A 20807-nucleotide genomic window follows, 5' to 3' on the forward strand; every position below is an offset into this window, starting at 1 on the left:
GCGCTGCATCGATCTGGTCGTATGCCTTGGCTTCGCCGCCGAACTTGGAGGACAGCACGGTAGCAATCGCTGCCGTCAGCGTGGTCTTGCCGTGGTCCACGTGGCCGATCGTGCCCACGTTGACGTGGGGCTTGGTCCGTTCGAATTTACCTTTTGCCATTTTGAATCTCCAAAGAGCAATGCCTGTGTTGGGGTTTAACGTCTGCACCCGATTGCTGGTTCGTCCCGCACAGGGCAACAGGACGGCACCGGGTCGCAGATTGCAAGAATATTGCTACTGTTTTAATAGCTATTTGTGCTTGACAGGCAAGCGCCAACGGCTATTTTTAATCAAAAATCAAGGATGAAGGCCTGCCAGGGCAGGCCTTCATCCAAAGCACATCACTTGGCGCGTGCAGCCATGATGGCTTCCGACACGTTGCGAGGCGCTTCGCTGTAGTGCTTGAATTCCATCGAGTACGTGGCGCGACCTTGCGTTGCGGAACGCAGCGTGGTCGAGTAGCCGAACATTTCCGACAGAGGCACTTCGGCGCGGATGGCCTTGCCACCGCCAGGAATGTCTTCCATGCCTTGCACCATGCCGCGGCGCGAGGACAGGTCGCCCATCACGTTGCCGGCGTAGTCTTCAGGCGTTTCCACTTCCACGGCCATCATGGGTTCCAGAATGACCGGGCCAGCCTTGCGGCAGCCTTCCTTGAAGCCGAAGATGGCAGCCATCTTGAACGCCAGTTCGTTCGAGTCCACATCGTGGTACGAACCGAAGTGCAGCGTGACCTTGACGTCCACCACGGGGTAGCCAGCCAGCACGCCTTGCGTGACGGCTTCGTTGATGCCCTTTTCGACCGCGGGGATGAATTCACGAGGAACCACACCACCCTTGATCGCGTCGACGAACTCGATGCCCTTGCCGGCTTCGTTGGGTTCGATCTTGAGCACGACATGACCGTACTGGCCCTTACCGCCAGACTGGCGCACGAACTTGCCTTCGGCTTCTTCCACCGTCTTGCGGATGGTTTCGCGGTAGGCGACCTGGGGCTTGCCCACGTTGGCTTCCACGCCGAATTCACGCTTCATGCGATCGACGATGATTTCCAGATGCAGCTCGCCCATACCGGCGATCAGCGTCTGGCCCGATTCTTCATCGGTCTTCACGCGGAAGGATGGATCTTCAGCGGCCAGGCGTTGCAGGGCGATGCCCATCTTTTCTTGGTCGGCCTTGGTCTTGGGCTCCACAGCCTGCGTGATCACAGGCTCAGGGAACACCATGCGCTCCAGAATGATCTGGGAGTCGATGTCGCTCAGTGTTTCGCCAGTCGTCACGTCCTTCAGGCCCACGCAGGCAGCGATGTCGCCAGCGCGAATTTCTTCGACTTCCTGGCGCTCATTCGCGTGCATCTGCACGATACGGCCAATGCGCTCCTTCTTGCCCTTGATGGGGTTGTAGACGGTGTCGCCCTTGGTCAGCACGCCCGAGTACACGCGCACGAAGGTCAGCTGACCCACGAACGGGTCGGTCATCAGCTTGAACGCCAGTGCCGAGAACTTTTCGCCGTCGTCCGCCTTGCGGGTCACGGGGTTTTCGTCTTCATCCGTACCCGTCACATCCGCGATGTCCGTGGGTGCTGGCAGGTAGTCGATGACGGCGTCCAGCATGCGCTGCACACCCTTGTTCTTGAACGCAGTGCCGCACAGCATCGGGTGGATTTCCGTGGCGATGGTGCGGGTACGCAGACCGAACTTGATCTCGTCTTCGGAGAGGTCACCCTCTTCGAGGTACTTGTTCATCAGCTCTTCAGAGGCTTCAGCAGCAGCTTCCACCATCTTTTCGCGCCATTCCTTGGCCGATTCGAGCAGCTCAGCAGGAATTTCTTCGTAGCTGAACTTCATGCCCTGGGATGCTTCGTCCCAGATGATGGCCTTCATCTTCAGCAGATCGACCACGCCGGTGAACTTGTCTTCCGCGCCAATCGGGATCACCACGGGCACGGGGTTGGCCTTCAGGCGCAGCTTCATCTGGTCATAGACCTTGAAGAAGTTGGCACCCGTACGGTCCATCTTGTTCACGAATGCCAGACGTGGCACCTTGTATTTGTTGGCTTGGCGCCAGACGGTTTCCGACTGGGGCTGCACGCCGCCCACGGCGCAGTACACCATGCAGGCGCCGTCGAGCACGCGCATGGAACGCTCCACTTCAATCGTGAAGTCCACGTGGCCGGGGGTGTCGATGATGTTGAAACGGTGCTCAGGGTAGGAGTTGTCCATACCCTTCCAGAAGCAGGTCGTGGCAGCCGAGGTGATCGTGATGCCGCGCTCTTGCTCTTGCTCCATCCAGTCCATGGTGGCAGCGCCATCGTGCACTTCACCAATCTTATGGCTCACGCCCGTGTAGAACAGGATACGTTCGGTGGTCGTGGTCTTGCCAGCGTCAATGTGGGCCGAGATACCGATATTGCGGTAGCGCTCGATGGGAGTCTTGCGAGCCATGGTGGATCCTTGGATGGGTCGTGTTATTCGGGGGACGGGGCCGCCATTGTGGCGCTGCAGCCCGTCAATTTTGTGACCGCCTCAATCGCCACAAGGCTGCAGGCAAAAATGCCGGCAGCCTTGCGCTTGACGACGAAGCGATGCGTCGATTTAGAAGCGGAAGTGGCTGAATGCCTTGTTGGCTTCGGCCATGCGGTGAACTTCGTCACGCTTCTTCATGGCACCACCACGGCCTTCGGTCGCTTCGAGCAGCTCGTTGGCCAGGCGTTGGGCCATCGACTTCTCGCCACGCTTGCGGGCCGCTTCCTTAATCCAGCGCATGGACAGGGCCAGACGACGGACAGGACGCACTTCCACGGGCACCTGGTAGTTGGCACCGCCCACACGGCGGGACTTCACTTCGACCATGGGCTTCACGTTGTTGATGGCAACGGTGAAGGCTTCCAGCGGGTCCTTGTCAGGGTGCTTCTTCTCGATCAGTTCCAGGGCACCGTAAATGATGCGCTCTGCAACAGCTTTCTTGCCGCCTTCCATGATCACGTTCATGAATTTGGACAGCTCTACATTGCCGAACTTAGGATCCGGCAGGATTTCACGTTTGGGGACTTCGCGACGACGTGGCATTTTTTCACCTCATATTGCTTCAGTTGGCATCTTTTCAGACACCGCGAGATTCATTCAGAACCCCACTTACTCGACCCACACGGAACACACCGCGCTTGGGGTCACTTCGTTTGACTGCGCCTGCCTGGCGAATCAAACACCGATGGAGACACAACCGCCAGGGCTTATTTGGCCTTTGGCTTCTTGGCACCGTACTTGGAGCGCGATTGCTTGCGGTCTTTCACGCCTTGCAAATCGAGCGAACCGCGCACGATGTGGTAACGCACACCGGGCAAGTCCTTGACACGACCGCCGCGAACCAGCACGACGCTGTGTTCTTGCAGGTTGTGGCCTTCGCCGCCGATGTAGGAAATGACTTCGAAACCGTTGGTCAGGCGAACCTTGGCGACCTTCCGCAGAGCGGAGTTAGGCTTCTTAGGCGTCGTGGTGTACACACGTGTGCACACACCGCGGCGCTGGGGAGAGTTTTCCATCGCAGGGCTCTTGGACTTGATCTTTTCGACCTCGCGCCCCTGACGGACTAGTTGATTGATGGTTGGCATGAATACGTCCCTAAACGTAAAAAACGAAAACGTGAAACCCTTCGGAATTTCCGAAAAGCCTTCTAATGTAGCAGCAAGGGTGTAAAGAGGCAAGCCGCAGCGGCTTTCTCAAAAAACCACGCCACACGGATGGCCTGAACCTGCCATTGCCGACGGCCGTCGAAAGCGCGCGGCAAATGTGAGGGCAGCCGTGCAAGGGCCGCCCCGCCGCACTGGCTGCGTCCCCCTTCCCGAATGGTGCAGCCATTCGAGAGGAGGGGTGAAGGCGCGAAAGCGCCTCAGGGGGTTGCACCCTATTTAATCCAAAGCCGGATCGCGTCCCAGGCACGCCCCAGGATGCCCGCCTGCTCCACACCTTCCAGCGCCACCAGGGGCACTTCGGCCAGAGCCTGCTCGCCCAGGACCACCTTCAGGGTGCCCACGGACTGGCCCTTGGTGAATGGAGCGACCAGCGGATCAGGGCGCGCGATCTGGGTGGTGATCTTGCCGGCGCTGCCCGCAGGCACCGCCACCACGATGGCATCCTCGCGCCCGATCTTGAGGGTGTTTTCCGTGCCCTTCCAGACGGCGGGCGTGGCCACGGGTTTGCCGGCGTCGAACAGCTTGACGGCTTCAAACGCGGTATAGCCCCAGTTCAGCAGCTTCTGGCTTTCGTTCGCGCGCGCGTTTTCGCTGGCGGCGCCGAGCACGATGGACAACAGGCGGCGCTGGCCCACGCCCGGGAACTCACGCTTGGACGTGGCCACCAGGCAGTAGCCGGCGGCCGCAGTGTGGCCGGTCTTGAGGCCATCCACCGTCGGGTCGCGGAACAGCAGCGAGTTGCGGTTGCTGCCGTTCGACGCGGGGGTGCCCGGGTAGCTGTACTGCTTGGTGGAGTAGTAGTGCATGTACTCCGGGAAGTCCTTCATCAGGCGCACGGCCAGCACGGAGAGGTCGCGCGCCGTGGTGGTGTGGCCGGGTTCGGTCAGGCCTTCGGGGTTCTTGTAGCTCGTGCCTTTCATGCCCAGGGCCTGGGCCTGGTCGTTCATGAGCTTGACGAAGTTCTCGGCCGTGCCGCCCACGCCTTCGGCCAGGGCCATGGTCGCGTCGTTGCCCGACTGGACGATCATGCCCTTGATGAGGTCTTCCACGGGGACTTGCATCTTGGGGTCGATGAACATGCGCGAACCGGGCATCTTCCAGGCGCGCACGCTCACGGGCAGCTTCTGGTCCAGCGCGATTTTCTTGGCGCGCAGGGCGTCGAACACCAGGTAGCCCGTCATGAGCTTAGTCAGCGAGGCCTGCTCCACGGGGGCGTCGATGTCCTTGGCTGCCAGCACCTGATTGGCCGTGACGTCCACCAGCAGATACGTGCGCGCAGCAATTTCAGGGGGCTGGGGCGCCTGGGCAAGGGCTCCGAAGGCGGCTGGCGCCACGGCAGCAAAGACGGCCAGGGATCGCAGCGCGGACAAGATTCGTTTCATGGGCAATAAGGGGCTGGAGAGGCTCAAAAAAGGGAGGAAGAGAGGGAGGGGACGGGCCCTGCGCACGGCGCGAGCGGCCGGCGAACCGGCATGGACCGGGGCGCTCAGCTCCTCGATTGCAGGTGGCGCACCACCAGATTTTTCAAAAGCGGCAATTGTCCGTGAAAGAAATGTCCCCCTGCGGGAATGACTGTGACAGGCAGTATCTGGGGCCGCGCCCAGTCCATCACGGCGGCCAGCGGCACGGTGTCGTCGTGCTCGCCGTGCACAACCAGGGTGCGCAGATGCGCGTCGGGCGGCACGGGGGCAACGGTGAAACGGCTGGCGGCCGTGCCCACCAGCACTGCGTGGTCTACGCGGCCCTGCGGCCAGAGGGTGGCCAGCGCGTGGCTGGTGACAAACGCGCCAAACGAGAATCCCGCCAGCGCAATGCGCTGGCCTGCGGCGGCGGGCGCCACCTGCTCCACCACGGCCAGCAGGTCCTGCAACTCGCCCTGGCCTTCGTCGTGTACACCTTCGGTGCCACCCACACCGCGGAAATTGAAGCGCACGGCCGTCCAGCCACATTGCACAAAGGCGCGCGCCAGCGTCTGCACGACCTTGTTGTCCATGGTGCCGCCAAACAGCGGGTGGGGGTGCGCAATGATGGCCACGCCACGGGGCGCAGCAGCACCATCAGCCAGCGTGGCAGCGTCACGCACGGCCTCGATGGCGCCTGCGGGGCCGGACAGGGTCAGGCGTTCGGTCTGGGCATTCACGGATTTACTACCAAATTGATAGCTGCTTGCGCTTGATAGATAAGCGCTAGCAGCCAAAATCATTCAAAAATGGATCGACGAGACGGATGGAGGCGCATTCAGCGGCCAAGTTCCGCCGGCGTGACCAGGCGCTCCACCACCTGGCCGTTCTTGAGGTGCGATTCGACGATCTCGTCGATGTCGGCGGTATCCACATAGGTGTACCAGGTGCCCTCGGGGTAGACCACCGCGACAGGGCCAGCCGCGCACCGGTCCAGGCAACCGGCCTTGTTCACGCGCACCTTGCCGGCCCCCGCCAGGCCTGCCGCCTTGACCTGGGCCTTGCAGCGGTCGAAACCCGCCTGGGCGTTGTGGTGGGCGCAGCTGTCCTCACCGTTGGTGCGTTCGTTCAGGCAGAAGAAGATGTGGCGCTGGTAGTAGCCGGGCGCTGCGGCCGGTGCGGGGGTGGTGTCGCTCATCCCTGCATTTTACGAACCCACGCCGCGAGAGAGGGGAAGGCGGCTCAGGGAGCGCCCTCTCTCCTCGACACACGCAGCAGCACATAAAGCAGCGTGGCATAGGGCCACAGCCACCCCAGCCACTGGCCCAGGCCGTAAAAGCGGATGAACCGGCCCTGCTCCCAGATCTGCAGCGTCTGCGCAAAATAGGCGCTGGTGGGCGCCTGGTTGAGCAGCGCCAGATGCCAGACCAGGGCCACCAGCAGCACGGCGGCGCAGGCGCGCCGGGGCAGGGCCAGCAGCAGCACCGCCAGCGCCAGCGCGCCCCACACGCCCACACGTGTGGGCAGGCCCATCCATTCCCAGGCATGCACGGGGCCCCAGCTCAGGGCCGCCGACAGCGCAGTGAGCGTGACCCCCACGGCGACGACACCCAGGGCAAACAGCGCGCGCCGGCCCACGGAGCGGATCACGCAGTAGCCCAGCAGGCACGGGGCCAGCAGGCCCAGCGTCACGCACAGCAGCTCTCCGCTGGGGGAAAGGGGGTCGAACACGGCCTCGCGCAGCGGCAGCCAGTCCAGAAAAGGAGTGTCTTCCAGCACCTCGATGAGCGCTGCCTCCAGCCGTTCCAGCACCTGCCCCAGCCCGAACGGCACGGCCGCCGGGAACAGCAGCGCCAGGGGCCACAGGGCCAGCAGCACGATGGCGCCGCTTGCGTCCTGCACAAACCAGCGCCCTCTGAAATCGCTCCAGCGGTCGATGGCGCCCAGACGCTCCAGCAGCGCGGCGCTCAGCGCCCCCGCCAGGGTGCCCGCCGCGTTGAGCAGCAAGTCCAGATTGGAGGGCACGCGCCGGGGCAGGTAGATCTGCAGGAACTCCATGGCCAGCGACAGCAGCATGCCCACCAGCGCGGCCAGCAGCACGGCGCCACGCCCCCAGCCCGAGCGCAACATGGCCAGCACCAGCAAAAAACCCAGCGGCGCATAACCCACGACATTGGTGGCGATGTCAAAGCCCGTCCAGTACGGCGGGGGCAACGGTGCCAACAGGAACACCAGGGGGTCAATGCCCTGGGCGCGCCAGCCGTCAAACGGAAACAGACTGGCAAAGACGATAAGCGCCGTGTAGATCAGCGCCAGGGGCCAGGCGGAGGTCTTGGGCACCGACACCGCTTTCAGGCTATGGGTTGTTCAGTGCGCACTGCGGCCCGCAGCGCATGCAACGGGCGCAGCACAAGCGCAGGACGCCAAGCAAGGGCCGCCCCGCAGCGAGGGCGTCGTCCCCCCTGCCCGCAGTGCGCAGCGCGGCGAGAGCGGGGGGAAGGCGCACAGCGCCTCAGGGGGCGTTCCATGTCAGAACGGCTTGACCACCACCAGCACCACCGCAACCAGCAGCAGCACCACGGGCACCTCGTTGAACCAGCGGAACCACGCATGGCTCCTGCGGCTGGTGCCGTTGGCCAGCTTGCGCAGCAGCACGCCGCAGGCGTGGTGGTAGCCGATCACCAGCAGCACCACCGCCAGCTTGGCGTGCATCCAGCCATTGCCAGGGCCCCGGCCGATGCCATAGCCCATCCACAGCCACGCGCCCAGCGCCAGCGCAGGCACAGCCAGCAGCGTGGTAAAGCGCAGAAGCTTCCTGGCCATGAGCAGCAGGCGGTCACGCTCGGCGGCCGAGCCCGGCGCCACCATCGCCAGGTTGACGAAGATGCGCGGCAGGTAGAAAAGGCCAGCAAACCAGCTGGCCACGAAGACGATGTGAAAGGCTTTGACCCAGAGCATGGAGGCAGTTTAAGGGCCCGTGCAGGCCGCCCAGGGCCGCGCCAAAAAAAAGCCCGGCAAATCCGCCGGGCCGGGAAAGCCTGTTTTGCATCGCTGCAACCCGAGGCCCCGCTCAGGGAGGGAAAGCGGGGGGCGGCAAGCCGCCCGGCGCCAATTTAGCACCGGGCAAGGGGTGTTACAAGCGGCATTTTCAATGCACGGCACCGGCGTTTGCCAACTGGCGCTCAGCCATGCCGAAGCCCCTTCGGCGGAAGGCAGGCAGCGCCACAGGGGATTCATAATCTCGCGATGCATCTCCAAAGCCCTGCCCCCTTCCCCCAGAACCGCCCGCGCCGCCTGCGCCGCGATGCGTTTACCCGCAACCTGGTGCGCGAAAACGCCGTCACGCCACACGACCTGATCTACCCCGTGTTCGTGCACGAGGGCCAAGGCCGCAGCGAGGCCGTGACCTCCATGCCCGGCGTGGACCGCCTGAGCCTGGATCTGCTGCTGGCGGTGGCCGAGGACTGCGTGAAGCTGGGCATTCCGGTGCTGGCGCTGTTCCCGGCGATTGACCCGTCGCTCAAGACGCCCAACGGCAAGGAGGCGCTGAACCCCGACGGCCTGATCCCGCGCGTGGTGCGGGCGCTCAAGAAGGAATTCCCCGCCCTGGGCGTGATGACCGATGTGGCGCTCGACCCTTACACCAGCCACGGCCAGGACGGCGTGCTGGATGAGACCGGCTACATCATCAATGACGAGACGGTGGAGATCCTCACCGGCCAGGCACTCACGCATGCCGAGGCGGGCGTGGACATCGTCGCGCCCAGCGACATGATGGATGGCCGCATTGGCGCGATCCGCGAGGCGCTGGAGGTGCAGGGCCATATCCACACCCGCATCATGGCCTACAGCGCCAAGTACGCGAGCGCCTTCTACGGCCCCTTCCGCGACGCCGTGGGCACGCGCGGCGCCCTAGGCAAGGCCGACAAGAACGTCTACCAGATGGACCCCGGCAACAGCGACGAGGCCCTGCGCGAGGTGGCCATCGACATCGCCGAAGGTGCCGACATGGTGATGGTCAAGCCCGGCATGCCCTACCTGGACATCGTGCGCCGCGTGAAGGACGAGTTCCACGTGCCCACGTTCGCCTACCAGGTCAGCGGCGAGTACGCCATGATCAAGGCCGCTGCGGCCAACGGCTGGCTCGATCACGACGCCGTGATGATGGAAAGCCTGCTGGCTTTCAAGCGCGCAGGCGCCGATGGTGTGCTGACCTACTTTGCGCGCGATGCTGCGCGTTTGCTCCGAAAATAATAGCAATTAGCGCTTTATAGACAAGCGCTAGAGGCATTTTTTATTGCCAAACCGGGGGCACATGCGTATTTTTCACATCCACAGCGGCGGCGTGCAGGAGCTCACCGAGCTGCCCACGCAGATGCCCGCCCAGGGTTTTGTCTGGATCGCCTGCGCGCGCCCGGCCTTCCAGGCTCGGCTGGCCGAGATCCAGGCGAGCCTGCAGACCCTGGTGGGGCTGCAGCTGGTGGACCTGCACGTGTCCGACCTGCTCAACGCACAACTGCCCTCGCACTACGACTACACCTCGCAATACGACCTGCTGGTGTTCCGCCGCCTGGCCACCTTGAACGGCGACGCCCCGGACGCCCCCGGCGCGGCGGGCGCCGGTGCGCCCCCAACGCTCAAACGCAGCGGCCCGCCTGTGCTGCGCCGCATCGACACCAGCCCGGTGGGTTTTGCCGTGTTCGACCAGCTGCTGCTGACCGTGCACCCCGCAGACTGCGCGGTGCGCGACGCCTATGCAACACGCCTGCTGGCCTCGCTGCCCACCAGTCCCAGCGAGGGCCGCAGCAGCCCTGTGCCCGGCGCCCGCGTGCCCACCAGCCCGGCCGACCTGATGCTGCGCGTGGTCAACCTGATGGTGGATGGCTACCTGGACCTGCGCCGCGAACTCACGCGCCAGCTCGACCACTGGCAAAACGAACTGCTCAAGCCCCGCGCACGCTACGTGAACTGGACATCGCTGCTCGAAGCCCGCCTGTCGCTGCACATGCTGGACGAGATCTGCGAAGACCAGCGCACCGCCGTGCAGGACTGGATCGACGCGCTGGAAACCTGGGCCCTGCCCGAGACCCCGCTCGGCCTGCGCGAGCTGGACCTGCTCAAGGTGCGCAGCCGCGATGTGCTGGAGCACATCGAACGTGTGGTGCACCACGTGCGCCGGCTGGAGCAAAGCACCGAAACCGCCGTGCAGATGCACTTCAGCGTGCAGAGCAACCGCACCAACGACATCATGCGCACGCTGACCGCACTGACGGCGGTGTTCCTGCCGCTCAACCTGATTGCGGGCATCTTCGGCATGAACTTCGAGTTTCTGCCCCTCATCCACAAGGCCGACGGCTTCTGGTGGGCGTTGGGCTCGATGGTCTTCATCGCCCTGGCCCTGGTGGCCCTGTTCTGGCGCAAACGCTACCTGGCGCGCACGGGCACCTGAGCACAGGCGGCCTCTCCGGCGCCCGCTCAGAGGCTGAGAGTTTTTGAGCCGAGCCCGAAAGGCGCGCGAAAACGCCTCGGATCTAGGCGCAAAGCACAGCCATAGCTCGGGCTATGGCGAGCATTTGCAACGACGAGCCGGGGCTTTTTGGCGTGCAAGGCGGGCATGGATAAAAGACTCTCAGCCTCTCAGGTCGGGCCGGACGCCAGCAGCGCTTCCTTGAGAGACGCGTCCACCGGCGACGGGCCCAGCCAGATGCGCAGCACCATGCCGAAATACTCGGCATCGCCCACCGGCGCGCCCTGCGGCTGGCCCTGGATGAAGAATGTGGTGCCCTTGCCCGGCACATACTCCATCGCAAAGGTGTCGCCCGACGCCAGCTTGGCACGGCCCGAGAATATCTCGACCAGGCGGTTGCTCGACGGGGTATGGCGCCGGATCTGGTCCGGCGTGGCGTTGCTGGACAGGCCCTTGATGAACGACAGCCCCAGGTCTGTGCCCGGAATGTCGCGTTGCGCCACAAACTGCAGGCGCATGGGGCCCGTGGTGGCCAGCACCTCCTCGGCCGTGCGGACCTTGCGCGGCAGGTACAGCGCCATGTCATAGACCTTGAACACAGCGCGGTAGCGGGTGCCCGAGCCCTGCAGCACCAGCGGCGTGCCTTGCACGGTTTGCGCGGGTTCGAACGGGGTGGCGGCACCGGCTGGCGCCACGAACCCCAGGCTGGCGGCGGCCAAAGCCCATGAACAGGCCACGCGCGCTGCAGGGCGATGGCGACGGGGGAAAGAAAAGGTGGTGGTGGTTTTCAAGGGCTTGTTTCCGGACTGCGGGGTGGCAAGCAAGAGCCCCCAGGCCGCCCTTCCCGCCCGGAAATCATAGGGCCTGGCCCCACGCGGCGACGGACGTGTTGGCGTCAGCGCCGCTACCGGGCCACCATAGCGCCGCTATCTGCGCGGTGCCGGCACCCCAAACAGCGCGGCCCCGTTGTCCCAGGCAATCCGCCGCGCCACATCGACGGGCAAACCGCCGAGCCACTGCCGGTAGCCTTGCATGAGGCCCTCATAGTGCTGCCAGCGCTGGTTCACCCAGGTGTCCGAACCCACCACAAACCGCGCGGGGTACTTGAGCAGCAGCGCGCGCCACGCGGGGCACAGCTGGTTGTCGTCGCACACCAGGCCCGGCCGGTACGACAGCTCGCCCACCAGCCCGGGGTAGCGCCCCATCAGTGCATCCACGCGCTCTACCGACGCACCGCCAATGCCTGTGTGCGCCCAGATCAAGCGCAGCTTGCGGCCCTGGGACGGCGTATTGGCCATCAGCAGGTCGATGGCCGCGTCGTCCACATGGGCCAGCACCACCAGGTCGCGCTCCTCGGCCAGCACCATGAGCTTTTTGGCCACCGGGCCATCGGCGTTGGCACTGTCGTACAGGTGGAACTCGCCAATGCCCCGGTACGGCCCGGCCGCCGTGCCGCGCGCCAGCTCGGCCTGCACCATGGTGTAGATGCTCTCGTCCGCGAACCAGCCTGAATAGTCCGCACGGTTGCGGTACAGCCGCACAAACGGCACCACGGTGACGCCTGCCTTGCGCGTCTGTGGCAACTCCGCCAGCGTGAGCGAGCCGGTGTTCGGCCGCGAATTGGCCACGATGGCGCGCACGCCGCTGGCCTTCATGCGCGCCAGCACATCGGCGGGCGGATGGGGGCCGGTTTTTCCATCCCAGGCTTCCTCGTTGTAGTGCAGGTGGGCGTCGAACAGCGGGCCGGTGTAGTCGGCGGCGCGGGCCTGAAAACCCAACGCTATCAAAACAATAGCTGTCAGCGATTTACAGGCAAGCGGTAGCAGCAAAAATCGCTTCAAAACCTGGATACGCGTCGTACTCGCCATGCCAACCTCCAAACATTGAGCAGTCATCGCGACACCCGGCGCCCGCGGAGGGCGCGGTCAGGCGAGTGACGCCAAGCAAGGGCCGCCCCGCAGCGAGGGCGTCGTCCCCCGGGGGGAGGGCGCCGCAGGCGACTCCGGGGGGCTCAAGCAATCAGATGCTTGTCAAAGAACGCCAGCGTGCGGTCCCGCGCCGTCATCGCCGAGGGCTCGTCGTAGCTGCCACGCTGGTCGCAGTTGAAGCCGTGGTCGGCTTCATAGATGTGCACTTCGACGTCGGGGTGGGCCCGGGCAAAGGCCTGCACGCCATCCAGCGGGATGTAGTGGTCGCGCTGGCCGAAGTGCGCCAGCACCGGCACCTGCGGATGGCGCGCTGCCTCCTCGGGCGTGGTCATGCCGCCACCGTAGTACGGCACAGCGGCCGACAGGCCCTGCAGCTGGCAGGCCGCGCGCCACGTCAGCAGGCCGCCCCAGCAAAAGCCCACGATGCCCACCTTGCGGCCACTTTGCGCCGCCGCATGGTCAATGGCGGCCTGGATGTCGGGCATCACGCCCGGCGCGGGCAGCGCCTCCACGGCGGCCTTGAGCGCCATGCCGGCCTTCATGTCGTCGCCCGAATAGCCCATGTCCACGTCCTGCTGGACGCGGTGAAAGGTCGACGGCGCCACGGCCAGGTAGCCACGTGCCGCGAAGCGGTCGGCCACGGCGCGGATGTGCGAGTTCACGCCAAAGATCTCCTGCAGCACCACCACGGCGCCACGGGGCGCCCCATCAGGCTGCGCCACCCAGGCCGGAAACGTAAAACCATCGCTTGATTTCAGATCGACAAACTGACCCATGCTGCTGCTCCTTGAAGGGGTGTTGCAAGACGGCGCCCAGCGCACTCGCAAAAGGGACTGGGATGCCTGGAACCTGTTCCAATGCTGCATTCTTGCAGGAGACCGCATTTCATGGACAAGATTGCGTTATTCACGGGCCCCCGCCCAGGCCTTGGCGCCGCCACGGCCGCCGCACACTCCACCACCCTGTCGCTGCCTGGCGAATCCGGAGGCCATTGATGGATCTCAAACCCCTCATCACCCTGCTGGCCATCGTGAATCCGCTGGCCATCGTCCCCTTCTTCATCCACTACACGCAGGGGTTTTCGTACCCGCAGCGGCGCCGCACCATCCAGGTGGCCAGCTTCAGCGTGTTCTGCGTGATTGCAGCCTGCGCGCTGCTGGGCCTGCAGATCCTCGATTTCTTCAACATCTCGCTGCAGAGCTTCCAGGTAGGCGGCGGCATGCTGCTGCTTATCAGCGCGATGAACATGCTCAACGCCCAGCCCGCCGAGGCCAAGCCCAGCACCAACGAATATGAGGAAGGGGCCGAGAAAGCCGCCGCTGGCAGCAGCATTGCCGTGGTGCCGCTCACCATCCCGCTGCTCACGGGCCCAGCCAGCATGTCCACGGTGGTGATTTACGCCGACCGCGCCCAGGGCATCTGGCAAACCCTGGCGCTGGTGGGCTACGGCGTCGTCATCGCCCTGGCCACCGCCGTGTGTTTCGCCCTGGCCGACCCGATTGCGCGCGTGCTGGGCAAGACCGGCATCAATGTGATGACCCGGCTGATGGGTCTGATCCTGGCGGCGCTGGCGGTGGAAGTGATGGCCGATGGACTCGGCAAGCTCTTCCCCATCCTGATTGCTCGGTGACATGTTTCCCCCTGAGTCGCCTTTGGCGGCGTCCCTCGCCTGGGCCGTGCCAGTTTCAGGCGTTGCGGATGGCGCGCAGCACAACGGATGACTGAGACATGTCCGCACGGCTTTTGCTTCTGGAAGACGACCCCGCCATCGCCCGCACCGTGGCCTATGCACTGGAGCGCGACGGACTGCTGGTGACGCACAGCCTGCTGGTGCACGATGCGCGCCAGCAGATGCTTTCGCACCGCTTTGACCTCCTGGTGCTGGACGTGGGCCTGCCCGATGGCAGCGGGCTCGATTTGCTGCGCGATGTGCGCAATGCTGCGCAGACCGCAGCCATCCCCGTGCTGATGCTCAGTGCCCACGGCGAGGAGATCGACCGCGTGCTGGGCCTGGAGCTGGGCGCCGATGACTACCTGACCAAACCCTTCAGCCCGCGCGAACTGGCGGCGCGTGTGAAGGCGCTGCTGCGCCGGGCGGGCAACGGCCACACGGCAGCACCCGCCGCTTCGGCCGCCACGCTCTTCCATGACGACGAGGCAGGACAACGCATCAGCCTGCGCGGCCAGCCCCTGCCGCTGACCCGGCGCGAATACCGCCTGCTGGCCCACCTGCTGCGCGGCGCAGGCCGCATCCACTCGCGCGACGCGCTGCTGGCCGCTGCCTGGGGCGACGACAGCGAGAGCACCGACCGCACGGTGGACACCCACATCAAGACCCTGCGCGCCAAGCTGCGCGAGGTGGACCCGGCGCGCGACTACATCAGCACGCACCGTGGCATGGGCTACTGCCTTGATGTGTGATGCCGATGTCTGAAGCCCCCCTGAGTCGCTGCGCGCCTTCCCCCGGAGGGGGACGCCACCCGTGGCCCGGCGGAGCCGGTTCCACGGTGGCGCTGGCTTGCGCCGCGCCTGTTTCGGCGCGTGTGAGCGTGGCAAAGGGCTAGCTATGCGCCTGGGGATTCGGCTGCTGTTCGCGTTCTTTTTGATCAACGGCATCGCCGCATTCTTCGTGCTGCGCGTTTTCATGGCCGAGATCAAGCCCAGCGTGCGCGAGGTGATGGAGGACATGATGGTGGACACGGCCAACATCCTGGCCGAGCTGGCCAGCGACGACCTGGCGGCCGGGCGCCTGGCGACGGGGGCCGACAACAGCAGCCACAGCCCGTTTGCGCAGCATGTGCGCCGCTATGCCACGCGGCCCATCGACGCAGCGATCTGGGGGTTTTCCAAGCAGTCGCTGGACTACCGCATCTACGTGACCGACACCACGGGGCGTGTGCTGTTCGACTCCGAAAACCGCGCCATCGGCGCCGACTACTCGCAGTGGCGCGATGTGGCCCGCACGCTGCGGGGCGAGTACGGCGCGCGCTCCACGCGCGATGTGGAGGACGACGACACCAGCGGCGTGATGCATGTGGCCGCCCCCATCTATGTGCAGGCGCCCGAGGGCCGCAAGATCGCCGGTGTGTTGACCGTGGCCAAACCCACGCGCACCGTGCAGCGCTTCATCGACCGCGCCGAGCAAAAGGTGTTCATGGGCGGGCTGCTGCTGCTGGCCCTCTCGGCAGCCGTGGGCGTGGCGGTGACGCTGTGGATGGTGTGGAACGTGCGCCGCCTGCGCGACTACGCCCTGAGCGTGCAAGGCCCGGCCGATGGCGAGCGCCATGATCCCGGCACCCCGCCCACCACGGCGCTGGCCGTGCCCGAGGTGCCGGGCGAACTGGGCGACCTGGCCCGCGCCATGGACCGCATGCGCGCCCGGCTGGAAGGGCGCGACTACATCGAAGGCTATGTGCGCGCCCTCACGCACGAACTCAAAAGCCCCGTGGCCGCCATCCGCGGCGCGGGCGAGCTGCTGCAGGACGACCTGCCCGCCGCCGACCGCGCCGAATTCGCGACCCAGGTGGTGCAGCAAAGCGAGCGCCTGCAGCGCATCATCGACCGCCTGCTGGAGCTGTCCAAACTGGAGCAGCGCCACCACGCCGAGGGCCGCGCGCCCGTGGCCCTGCAGGCCTGCGCCGAGGCCGCCATCGGCCAGACGCGCGCGCGCGCTGCGCAACGCGGCATCACCCTGGCCCTGATGGGCGCGGGCCGCAGCGGCCCGTGGGAAGCCGAGCTGGTGACCATGGCGCTGACCAATTTGCTCGACAACGCCATCGACTTTGCGCCCGCAGGCAGTACGGTGCAGGTGGAACTGGACAGCGCCACCGTGGCCGTGCGGGACAGTGGCCCGGGCGTGCCCGACTACGCGCTGCCCCGGCTGGGCGAACGCTTCTTCACCACGGCACGGCCGGGCGGCGAGCGCAGCGGATCGGGCCTGGGGCTGGCTATCGTCAAGCGCGTGATGGCGCTGCACGGGGGACAGATGGTGGTGCGCAACACAGTGCCCGGACTGTGGGTGGCACTGGAGTTTCCCGCCAGCTAATGCGAGCGGCGCAGGTGCACAGCCAGGGCCACCACCAGCAAGGCCAGCGCCACCCCATCCACCCGCACGACCATCACCAGTGGAGCGCTGAGGCCGCTGCCCCGCTGCAGCCACGACAGCAGCAGAAAAGACACCACGCTCACCTGCCCCGCCACCAAGGCCAGCCGATGGAGTTCGGCTCGCGTGGCGGCATACCCCATGAAGGCGGCCAGCAGCCCGAAAAGGACGGCCCGGTGCCGCAGCAGCAACTCCACGCCTGCATCCTGCACCGGGGTGCCGTACAGCTGCGCCAGCTTGCCCGCCCCCAGCACGCCCACCAGCGGCAGGGCATGGACCACTGCCACCAAGACCAGAACCACCGGAACCACATGACGCATGCCGAAACCCCTCGTTGCAATGCGCCGTTTGTAGGCGCAAGGGGCGCGGCCGTCGATGACCTGGCAGGTCATGGCGATACGGGCAGCCACGACTTCACACTGGCCTCACAAACTTCATAGCGCCCTCACACCGGGCCACAACACTGCCCCCACAACATCATTTGTGGAGGATCTCTTGTTCAAACACCCCCTGTTCACCAAACTGGCCGCGCTGGCCGCCATCACCGTGCTGCTGCTCTTTGGCCTCGGCATGATCGAAGACGTGGTGCGCGACCGGCTGCGCTACCGCAGCATCACCGCGCAGAGCGTGGCCGAAAGCCTGGCCGGGCCGCAGACGCTGATGGGCCCGATGATCCACAGCGCCTGTGTGGAGAGCTGGGAGGTAGAGACCGGCAAGGGCGACGAGCGCCGCATGGTGGAGCAGCGCCGCGAGTTCCTGCTGACCGCCATGCCCGAGCAGCTCAAGCTCACCACCGGCGCCGCGATGGAAGAACGTGCGCGCGGGCTGCACAAGGTGAACACCTTCAACCTCAAGGCCCACGTGACGGCGCAATGGGGGTCACTGGCAAGCCTGGTACCGCAGAGCAGCATGAAAAACTCGCGCATGCATTGCGGCGCCCCCATCGTCATGATGGCCGTGGGGGATGCGCGCGGCATCCGCACCGCGCAGTTCACCATGGACTCGCATGCATTGGCCCTCAAGCCCGGCACCTTCCACCCCACTTACAGCCGGGGCCTGCACGCCGTGTTGCCTGAAGCGGTGCGCGGCAAGGCCGACGGGCTGACCGCCACGCTGGACCTGGAACTGGTGGGCACCGAGCGCCTGGCCTTCGTGCCGCTGGGCGGCAACACCGAAGTGCATATGACCAGTGGCTGGCCCCACCCTTCGTTTGGGGGCCGCTTTCTGCCAGCGGAGCGCGAGGTCAAGAAGACCGGTTTTTCGGCCCAGTGGCGCTTGTCGTCGCTGGCCACCACGGCGCAGGCCGATATCGCCAACGGCAAGCGCATCTGCCTGGGGGGTTCGGACGACGGCAACCGCAGCGACTACGTGCCCGGCGAAGCCACCCCCGGCGACTGCGCCGACAGCTTCAGCGTGGCCTTCATCGACCCTGTGAACCCCTATTCGCTGTCTGACCGCGCCACCAAGTACGGCGTGCTGTTCATTGCCCTGACCTTCGTGGCCGTGGGCCTGTTCGAGCTGATGAAGAAGCTGCGCGTGCACCCGGTGCAGTACCTGCTGGTGGGCAGCGCGTTGTGCAGCTTCTTCCTGCTGCTAGTGAGCTTGTCGGAGCACCTGCCGTTTGGCATCTCGTACGCCGTCGCCGCCAGCGCCTGCGTGCTGCTGCTCGCCTACTACGCAAGCCACATGCTGGGCAGCCTGGCGCGAGGCATTCCGCTGGGCGGGGGCATCGCGGTGCTGTATGGGCTGCTGTACGTGCTGCTGCAGCTGGAGCAGACGGCCCTGGCGGTGGGTGCGATTGCGCTGTTCCTGGTGCTGGCGGCCGTGATGGTGGCGACCCGCAAGGTGAACTGGTACGGGCTGTCGCAGGGCACCACCCCGCCACGCCGCCCCACGGCCCCACCCGTTGCGCACCCCACCACGCCCCCAGCGAGCGCCGCATGACAACACACACCACGCCCCGGTCTTGGGCGCAGCACCTGGCCGGCCCGGCGGCAGGCGCCGGAGCGCACCCACCTACCTTGACACTGGCAGAGGCCGAGCGCGTGCAGCGCCACCGCGACCAGCTGATGGCCGCCCTGCGGGCACAAGACCGGGTGGCGCTGGTCAGCGCCAAGCAGCAGGTGCTGGAGGCCGCGTTTTGCCCGCGCAGCGATCCCAGCCCTGTGGGTGTGCAGGATTCACCCGCCATGCGCCGGGCCCTGCGGGATCTGTCCTGGTGCATGGCGGCCCTGCTGCTGCCCCGCAGCCCGGGGCACTGAGACACTGAGGCAATGCTGGGATTTTGATGAAAATTGGCTCCAGCGCTTTAGAGAAAAGCGCTATTAGCTATCAAAATGGAAGCAAATCGCTGCACAGGGCCCTACACCACCACCGTGCGGTTGCGGCCTTCACGCTTGGCGGCGTAGAGCGCCGAATCCAGCGCGCGCAGGGTAATGTCGAGCGGGCGCAGGGGATCAAAGTTGGACAGCCCCATGCTCACCGTCAGCACCAGCGGTGGCTCCACGCCAGGCACCGGGTGGGCGGCCAGCGCGGCATGCACGCGCTGCGCCACCGCCTGGGCCTGGTCGACCCGGGTGGCGGGCAACAGGGCCAGAAACTCCTCGCCACCCCATCGGCTCACCACATCGGCCGCGCGGAACACGTCGCGGCAGAGCGTGGCCACAAGCTGCAAGGCCTGGTCACCCACATGGTGGCCGTGCACGTCGTTGACACGCTTGAAGTGGTCGATGTCCATCATCAGCAGGCAGGCGGGTTCGCCGTCGCGCTGCAAAAGGGCCTGCTCCTGCACAAGGCGCGCGGTGAACGAGCGGCGGTTGGCTAGGCTGGTGAGCACGTCGGTATGGGCCAGCACGGCCATCTGGCGGCGCGCTTCTTCCAGCTCCACCAGCATCTGGCCCTGGCGGTCGTTGGCGCGCTTGAGCTCCAGCAGGCGGATCACCTGGCGCGCCAGCGCGGACAACATGTCCTGCGCTTTCTGGGACAGCTGGCGCGGCCGGTGGTCCAGCACGCAGAGCGTGCCCAGGGCATAACCATCGGGCGTGACCAGAGGCGCCCCGGCATAAAAACGCAAGGGGTTTTCCTGGGTCACGATGCTGAAGTGGGCAAAACGCGCATCCTGCGCGAGGTCGGGCACGATGAACACACCGGGCTGCCGCACTGCGTAGCGGCACACGGACTGGTCCAGCGGGGTTTCCCGCAGCGGGAGCCCCACCGATGCCTTGAACCACTGGCGGTGGCTGTCCAGCAGGCTGACCAGGGCCACCGGGGCTTCGCACACATGGGCCGCAATCTCGGCCAACTCGTCGTAGGCAGGCTCCATCGGCGTGTCGAGAATGCCGTAGCGCTGCAGGGCCTGCAGGCTTGCGGCGTCGTCGTACAGCGCCACCGTGGAAGAGATTTCGGCCATGGAGCAAAGCGGTCATGCCGCCCACCTTTGCCTAGAGACTTGGCAGCATGCCACACCGGCGCAGCCCACGCACGGGTGAAAGCACGCTTGCGCCGCGCCATGGCTGGCCGCGTGGGCGGACCGGCAGGCAGCGGCGCTGTGCGCCCGGCTCTCAAAACGTGTTCACGAGCTCAGGCCATCGCTGCGGGTTCAGCGGCGGCAACACCGGCCGAGGTATCGGAGCAGGTCGATCCACCACAACCCTGGATCAGTTCGCCCGGCAGCGCGTGCGGCGCATGCACCACGCCCGAGACCGGGTCAAACCCCACGCGGCACAGGTGCAGGGCCAGCGCAGCGTCCATGCTCTGGGCGTGCTGCGGAAACCACAGCGCCAGCTCGCTGGCCATCACCCGCAGAACCTGGAGGTCGCCCTGCTCGGCCCGCACCACCCCTTCGCGCATGACCTGCAGCACCACCCTGTGCTGCATGCTGTGGCAGTTGCCCGAGGCAAAGCGGGTGGACGCCATCCAGCCGTCCTCCTGCGCAAAATGGTGGTCGGTGTGCTCCACCAGTGCGTGCCAGGCGGAGAGCAACTGCCCATCCTCGGCCCGGTGCACGGCGGCCAGCAAATCCACGAATTCGCGGTGGGTGTCGTCCATCAGGGGCAGGTCCAGGGCCAGCGCGTCCGACCATTCGAGTTGTGCCATGGGAATCCCTTTGCAGCGAGACAAAAACAGGGCACGAGCTTAGGCCGCCAGCCACCAGGGCGTGTTGATGCAGGTCAGCTCAGC

22 protein-coding genes are annotated in these 20807 nt (G+C 65.7%); 7 read left to right on the top strand and 15 right to left on the bottom strand.

The window, feature by feature from the left end; translation table 11 throughout:
* The 9 genes from IB243_RS08705 to IB243_RS08745 form a co-directional block, all read right to left on the bottom strand.
* Positions 1-160: GTP-binding protein (locus tag IB243_RS08705; RefSeq protein WP_255509277.1), on the bottom strand; the 160-nt coding region annotated here is incomplete at its 3' end.
* 221 nt (positions 161-381) lie between these two features.
* The gene (gene fusA / locus IB243_RS08710) at positions 382-2484 is read right to left on the bottom strand and encodes an elongation factor G (protein WP_010467140.1); all 2103 of its coding nucleotides are present in this window, start codon (positions 2482-2484) and stop codon (positions 382-384) included.
* A 150-nt stretch (positions 2485-2634) separates the two neighbouring features.
* Positions 2635-3108, bottom strand: a complete 474-nt coding sequence (gene rpsG / locus IB243_RS08715) for a 30S ribosomal protein S7 (protein ID WP_005798541.1) — start codon at positions 3106-3108, stop codon at positions 2635-2637.
* A 164-nt stretch (positions 3109-3272) separates the two neighbouring features.
* The gene (gene rpsL, locus IB243_RS08720; RefSeq protein ID WP_007851137.1) at positions 3273-3650 is read right to left on the bottom strand and encodes a 30S ribosomal protein S12; all 378 of its coding nucleotides are present in this window, start codon (positions 3648-3650) and stop codon (positions 3273-3275) included.
* Between the two features lie 293 nt (positions 3651-3943).
* Positions 3944-5113 (bottom strand): D-alanyl-D-alanine carboxypeptidase family protein, encoded by a 1170-nt coding sequence (locus tag IB243_RS08725; protein WP_057228433.1) that lies wholly within the window; start codon positions 5111-5113, stop codon positions 3944-3946.
* A gap of 104 nt (positions 5114-5217) precedes the next feature.
* A complete protein-coding gene (locus IB243_RS08730; RefSeq protein WP_192426385.1) occupies positions 5218-5871 on the bottom strand; it encodes an alpha/beta fold hydrolase in 654 nt (217 codons plus the stop codon).
* A 98-nt stretch (positions 5872-5969) separates the two neighbouring features.
* Positions 5970-6329, bottom strand: coding sequence for a ferredoxin (locus tag IB243_RS08735; RefSeq protein ID WP_010467130.1), 360 nt, complete (start codon positions 6327-6329; stop codon positions 5970-5972).
* A gap of 44 nt (positions 6330-6373) precedes the next feature.
* Positions 6374-7471, bottom strand: a complete 1098-nt coding sequence (locus IB243_RS08740) for a VanZ family protein (RefSeq protein ID WP_192426387.1) — start codon at positions 7469-7471, stop codon at positions 6374-6376.
* A 189-nt stretch (positions 7472-7660) separates the two neighbouring features.
* Positions 7661-8089 carry a CopD family protein gene (locus tag IB243_RS08745; protein WP_010467126.1) on the bottom strand — a complete coding sequence of 143 codons (429 nt, stop codon included), beginning with the start codon at positions 8087-8089 and terminating at the stop codon, positions 7661-7663.
* A gap of 288 nt (positions 8090-8377) precedes the next feature.
* Between IB243_RS08745 and hemB the strand changes: the two genes are divergently transcribed.
* Both hemB and IB243_RS08755 read left to right on the top strand, forming a co-directional pair.
* A complete protein-coding gene (gene hemB, locus IB243_RS08750; protein ID WP_192426389.1) occupies positions 8378-9385 on the top strand; it encodes a porphobilinogen synthase in 1008 nt (335 codons plus the stop codon).
* Positions 9386-9446: 61 nt separating this feature from the next.
* Complete coding sequence (locus IB243_RS08755) at positions 9447-10580, top strand: magnesium transporter CorA family protein (RefSeq protein WP_192426390.1); 1134 nt, start codon at positions 9447-9449, stop codon at positions 10578-10580.
* A gap of 188 nt (positions 10581-10768) precedes the next feature.
* Here IB243_RS08755 and IB243_RS08760 read toward each other — a convergent pair whose 3' ends face one another.
* The 3 genes from IB243_RS08760 to IB243_RS08770 all read right to left on the bottom strand — a co-directional run bounded on the left by IB243_RS08760 (position 10769) and on the right by IB243_RS08770 (position 13302).
* On the bottom strand, positions 10769-11389 hold the full coding sequence (locus tag IB243_RS08760) for a chalcone isomerase family protein (RefSeq protein WP_192426391.1): 621 nt from the start codon (positions 11387-11389) through the stop codon (positions 10769-10771).
* A 135-nt stretch (positions 11390-11524) separates the two neighbouring features.
* Positions 11525-12376, bottom strand: coding sequence for an amidohydrolase family protein (locus IB243_RS08765; protein WP_192427364.1), 852 nt, complete (start codon positions 12374-12376; stop codon positions 11525-11527).
* 233 nt (positions 12377-12609) lie between these two features.
* Positions 12610-13302 carry a dienelactone hydrolase family protein gene (locus IB243_RS08770; protein ID WP_010467112.1) on the bottom strand — a complete coding sequence of 231 codons (693 nt, stop codon included), beginning with the start codon at positions 13300-13302 and terminating at the stop codon, positions 12610-12612.
* Positions 13303-13520: 218 nt separating this feature from the next.
* Here IB243_RS08770 and IB243_RS08775 point away from each other — a divergent pair, with 218 nt between their 5' ends.
* The 3 genes from IB243_RS08775 (at position 13521) to creC (ending at position 16571) form a co-directional block, all read left to right on the top strand.
* Positions 13521-14156, top strand: coding sequence for a MarC family protein (locus IB243_RS08775; protein ID WP_010467109.1), 636 nt, complete (start codon positions 13521-13523; stop codon positions 14154-14156).
* 98 nt (positions 14157-14254) lie between these two features.
* Entirely contained in the window at positions 14255-14947 is a 693-nt protein-coding gene (locus IB243_RS08780) for a winged helix-turn-helix domain-containing protein (RefSeq protein WP_010467108.1), read from the top strand.
* Between the two features lie 145 nt (positions 14948-15092).
* Positions 15093-16571 (top strand): two-component system sensor histidine kinase CreC, encoded by a 1479-nt coding sequence (gene creC, locus IB243_RS08785; protein WP_192426392.1) that lies wholly within the window; start codon positions 15093-15095, stop codon positions 16569-16571.
* Here creC and IB243_RS08790 read toward each other — a convergent pair.
* The gene (locus IB243_RS08790) at positions 16568-17038 is read right to left on the bottom strand and encodes a phosphopantetheine adenylyltransferase (RefSeq protein WP_225584857.1); all 471 of its coding nucleotides are present in this window, start codon (positions 17036-17038) and stop codon (positions 16568-16570) included. The genes creC and IB243_RS08790 overlap by 4 nt on opposite strands.
* 85 nt (positions 17039-17123) lie before the next feature.
* Between IB243_RS08790 and creD the strand changes: the two genes are divergently transcribed.
* Both creD and IB243_RS08800 read left to right on the top strand, forming a co-directional pair.
* Positions 17124-18572: a cell envelope integrity protein CreD gene (gene creD / locus IB243_RS08795; RefSeq protein ID WP_192426393.1), complete on the top strand. Its 1449-nt coding sequence runs from the start codon at positions 17124-17126 to the stop codon at positions 18570-18572.
* Positions 18569-18889 carry a hypothetical protein gene (locus IB243_RS08800; protein WP_225584858.1) on the top strand — a complete coding sequence of 107 codons (321 nt, stop codon included), beginning with the start codon at positions 18569-18571 and terminating at the stop codon, positions 18887-18889. The genes creD and IB243_RS08800 overlap by 4 nt, the downstream gene beginning before the upstream one ends.
* A gap of 101 nt (positions 18890-18990) precedes the next feature.
* On the opposite strand, the gene IB243_RS08805 is transcribed toward IB243_RS08800, so the two are convergent.
* Positions 18991-20037 carry a sensor domain-containing diguanylate cyclase gene (locus tag IB243_RS08805; RefSeq protein WP_192426394.1) on the bottom strand — a complete coding sequence of 349 codons (1047 nt, stop codon included), beginning with the start codon at positions 20035-20037 and terminating at the stop codon, positions 18991-18993.
* Positions 20038-20207: 170 nt separating this feature from the next.
* Positions 20208-20723 (bottom strand): hemerythrin domain-containing protein, encoded by a 516-nt coding sequence (locus IB243_RS08810; protein ID WP_192426395.1) that lies wholly within the window; start codon positions 20721-20723, stop codon positions 20208-20210.
* Between the last annotated feature and the right edge of the window lie 84 nt (positions 20724-20807).

Source organism: Acidovorax sp. ACV01, assembly GCF_014851495.1.
Classification (GTDB): domain Bacteria; phylum Pseudomonadota; class Gammaproteobacteria; order Burkholderiales; family Burkholderiaceae_C; genus Acidovorax; species Acidovorax radicis.

What these genes read in the sequence shown, in the direction of transcription:
- fusA (WP_010467140.1), bottom strand. Translation starts at nt 2,484, where the DNA reads ATGGCTCGCAAGACTCCCATCGAGCGCTACCGCAATATCGGTATCTCG.
- rpsG (WP_005798541.1), bottom strand. Translation starts at nt 3,108, where the DNA reads ATGCCACGTCGTCGCGAAGTCCCCAAACGTGAAATCCTGCCGGATCCT.
- rpsL (WP_007851137.1), bottom strand. Translation starts at nt 3,650, where the DNA reads ATGCCAACCATCAATCAACTAGTCCGTCAGGGGCGCGAGGTCGAAAAG.
- IB243_RS08725 (WP_057228433.1), bottom strand. Translation starts at nt 5,113, where the DNA reads ATGAAACGAATCTTGTCCGCGCTGCGATCCCTGGCCGTCTTTGCTGCC.
- IB243_RS08735 (WP_010467130.1), bottom strand. Translation starts at nt 6,329, where the DNA reads ATGAGCGACACCACCCCCGCACCGGCCGCAGCGCCCGGCTACTACCAG.
- IB243_RS08745 (WP_010467126.1), bottom strand. Translation starts at nt 8,089, where the DNA reads ATGCTCTGGGTCAAAGCCTTTCACATCGTCTTCGTGGCCAGCTGGTTT.
- hemB (WP_192426389.1), top strand. Translation starts at nt 8,378, where the DNA reads ATGCATCTCCAAAGCCCTGCCCCCTTCCCCCAGAACCGCCCGCGCCGC.
- IB243_RS08755 (WP_192426390.1), top strand. Translation starts at nt 9,447, where the DNA reads ATGCGTATTTTTCACATCCACAGCGGCGGCGTGCAGGAGCTCACCGAG.
- IB243_RS08770 (WP_010467112.1), bottom strand. Translation starts at nt 13,302, where the DNA reads ATGGGTCAGTTTGTCGATCTGAAATCAAGCGATGGTTTTACGTTTCCG.
- IB243_RS08775 (WP_010467109.1), top strand. Translation starts at nt 13,521, where the DNA reads ATGGATCTCAAACCCCTCATCACCCTGCTGGCCATCGTGAATCCGCTG.
- IB243_RS08780 (WP_010467108.1), top strand. Translation starts at nt 14,255, where the DNA reads ATGTCCGCACGGCTTTTGCTTCTGGAAGACGACCCCGCCATCGCCCGC.
- creC (WP_192426392.1), top strand. Translation starts at nt 15,093, where the DNA reads ATGCGCCTGGGGATTCGGCTGCTGTTCGCGTTCTTTTTGATCAACGGC.
- IB243_RS08800 (WP_225584858.1), top strand. Translation starts at nt 18,569, where the DNA reads ATGACAACACACACCACGCCCCGGTCTTGGGCGCAGCACCTGGCCGGC.
- IB243_RS08805 (WP_192426394.1), bottom strand. Translation starts at nt 20,037, where the DNA reads ATGGCCGAAATCTCTTCCACGGTGGCGCTGTACGACGACGCCGCAAGC.
- IB243_RS08810 (WP_192426395.1), bottom strand. Translation starts at nt 20,723, where the DNA reads ATGGCACAACTCGAATGGTCGGACGCGCTGGCCCTGGACCTGCCCCTG.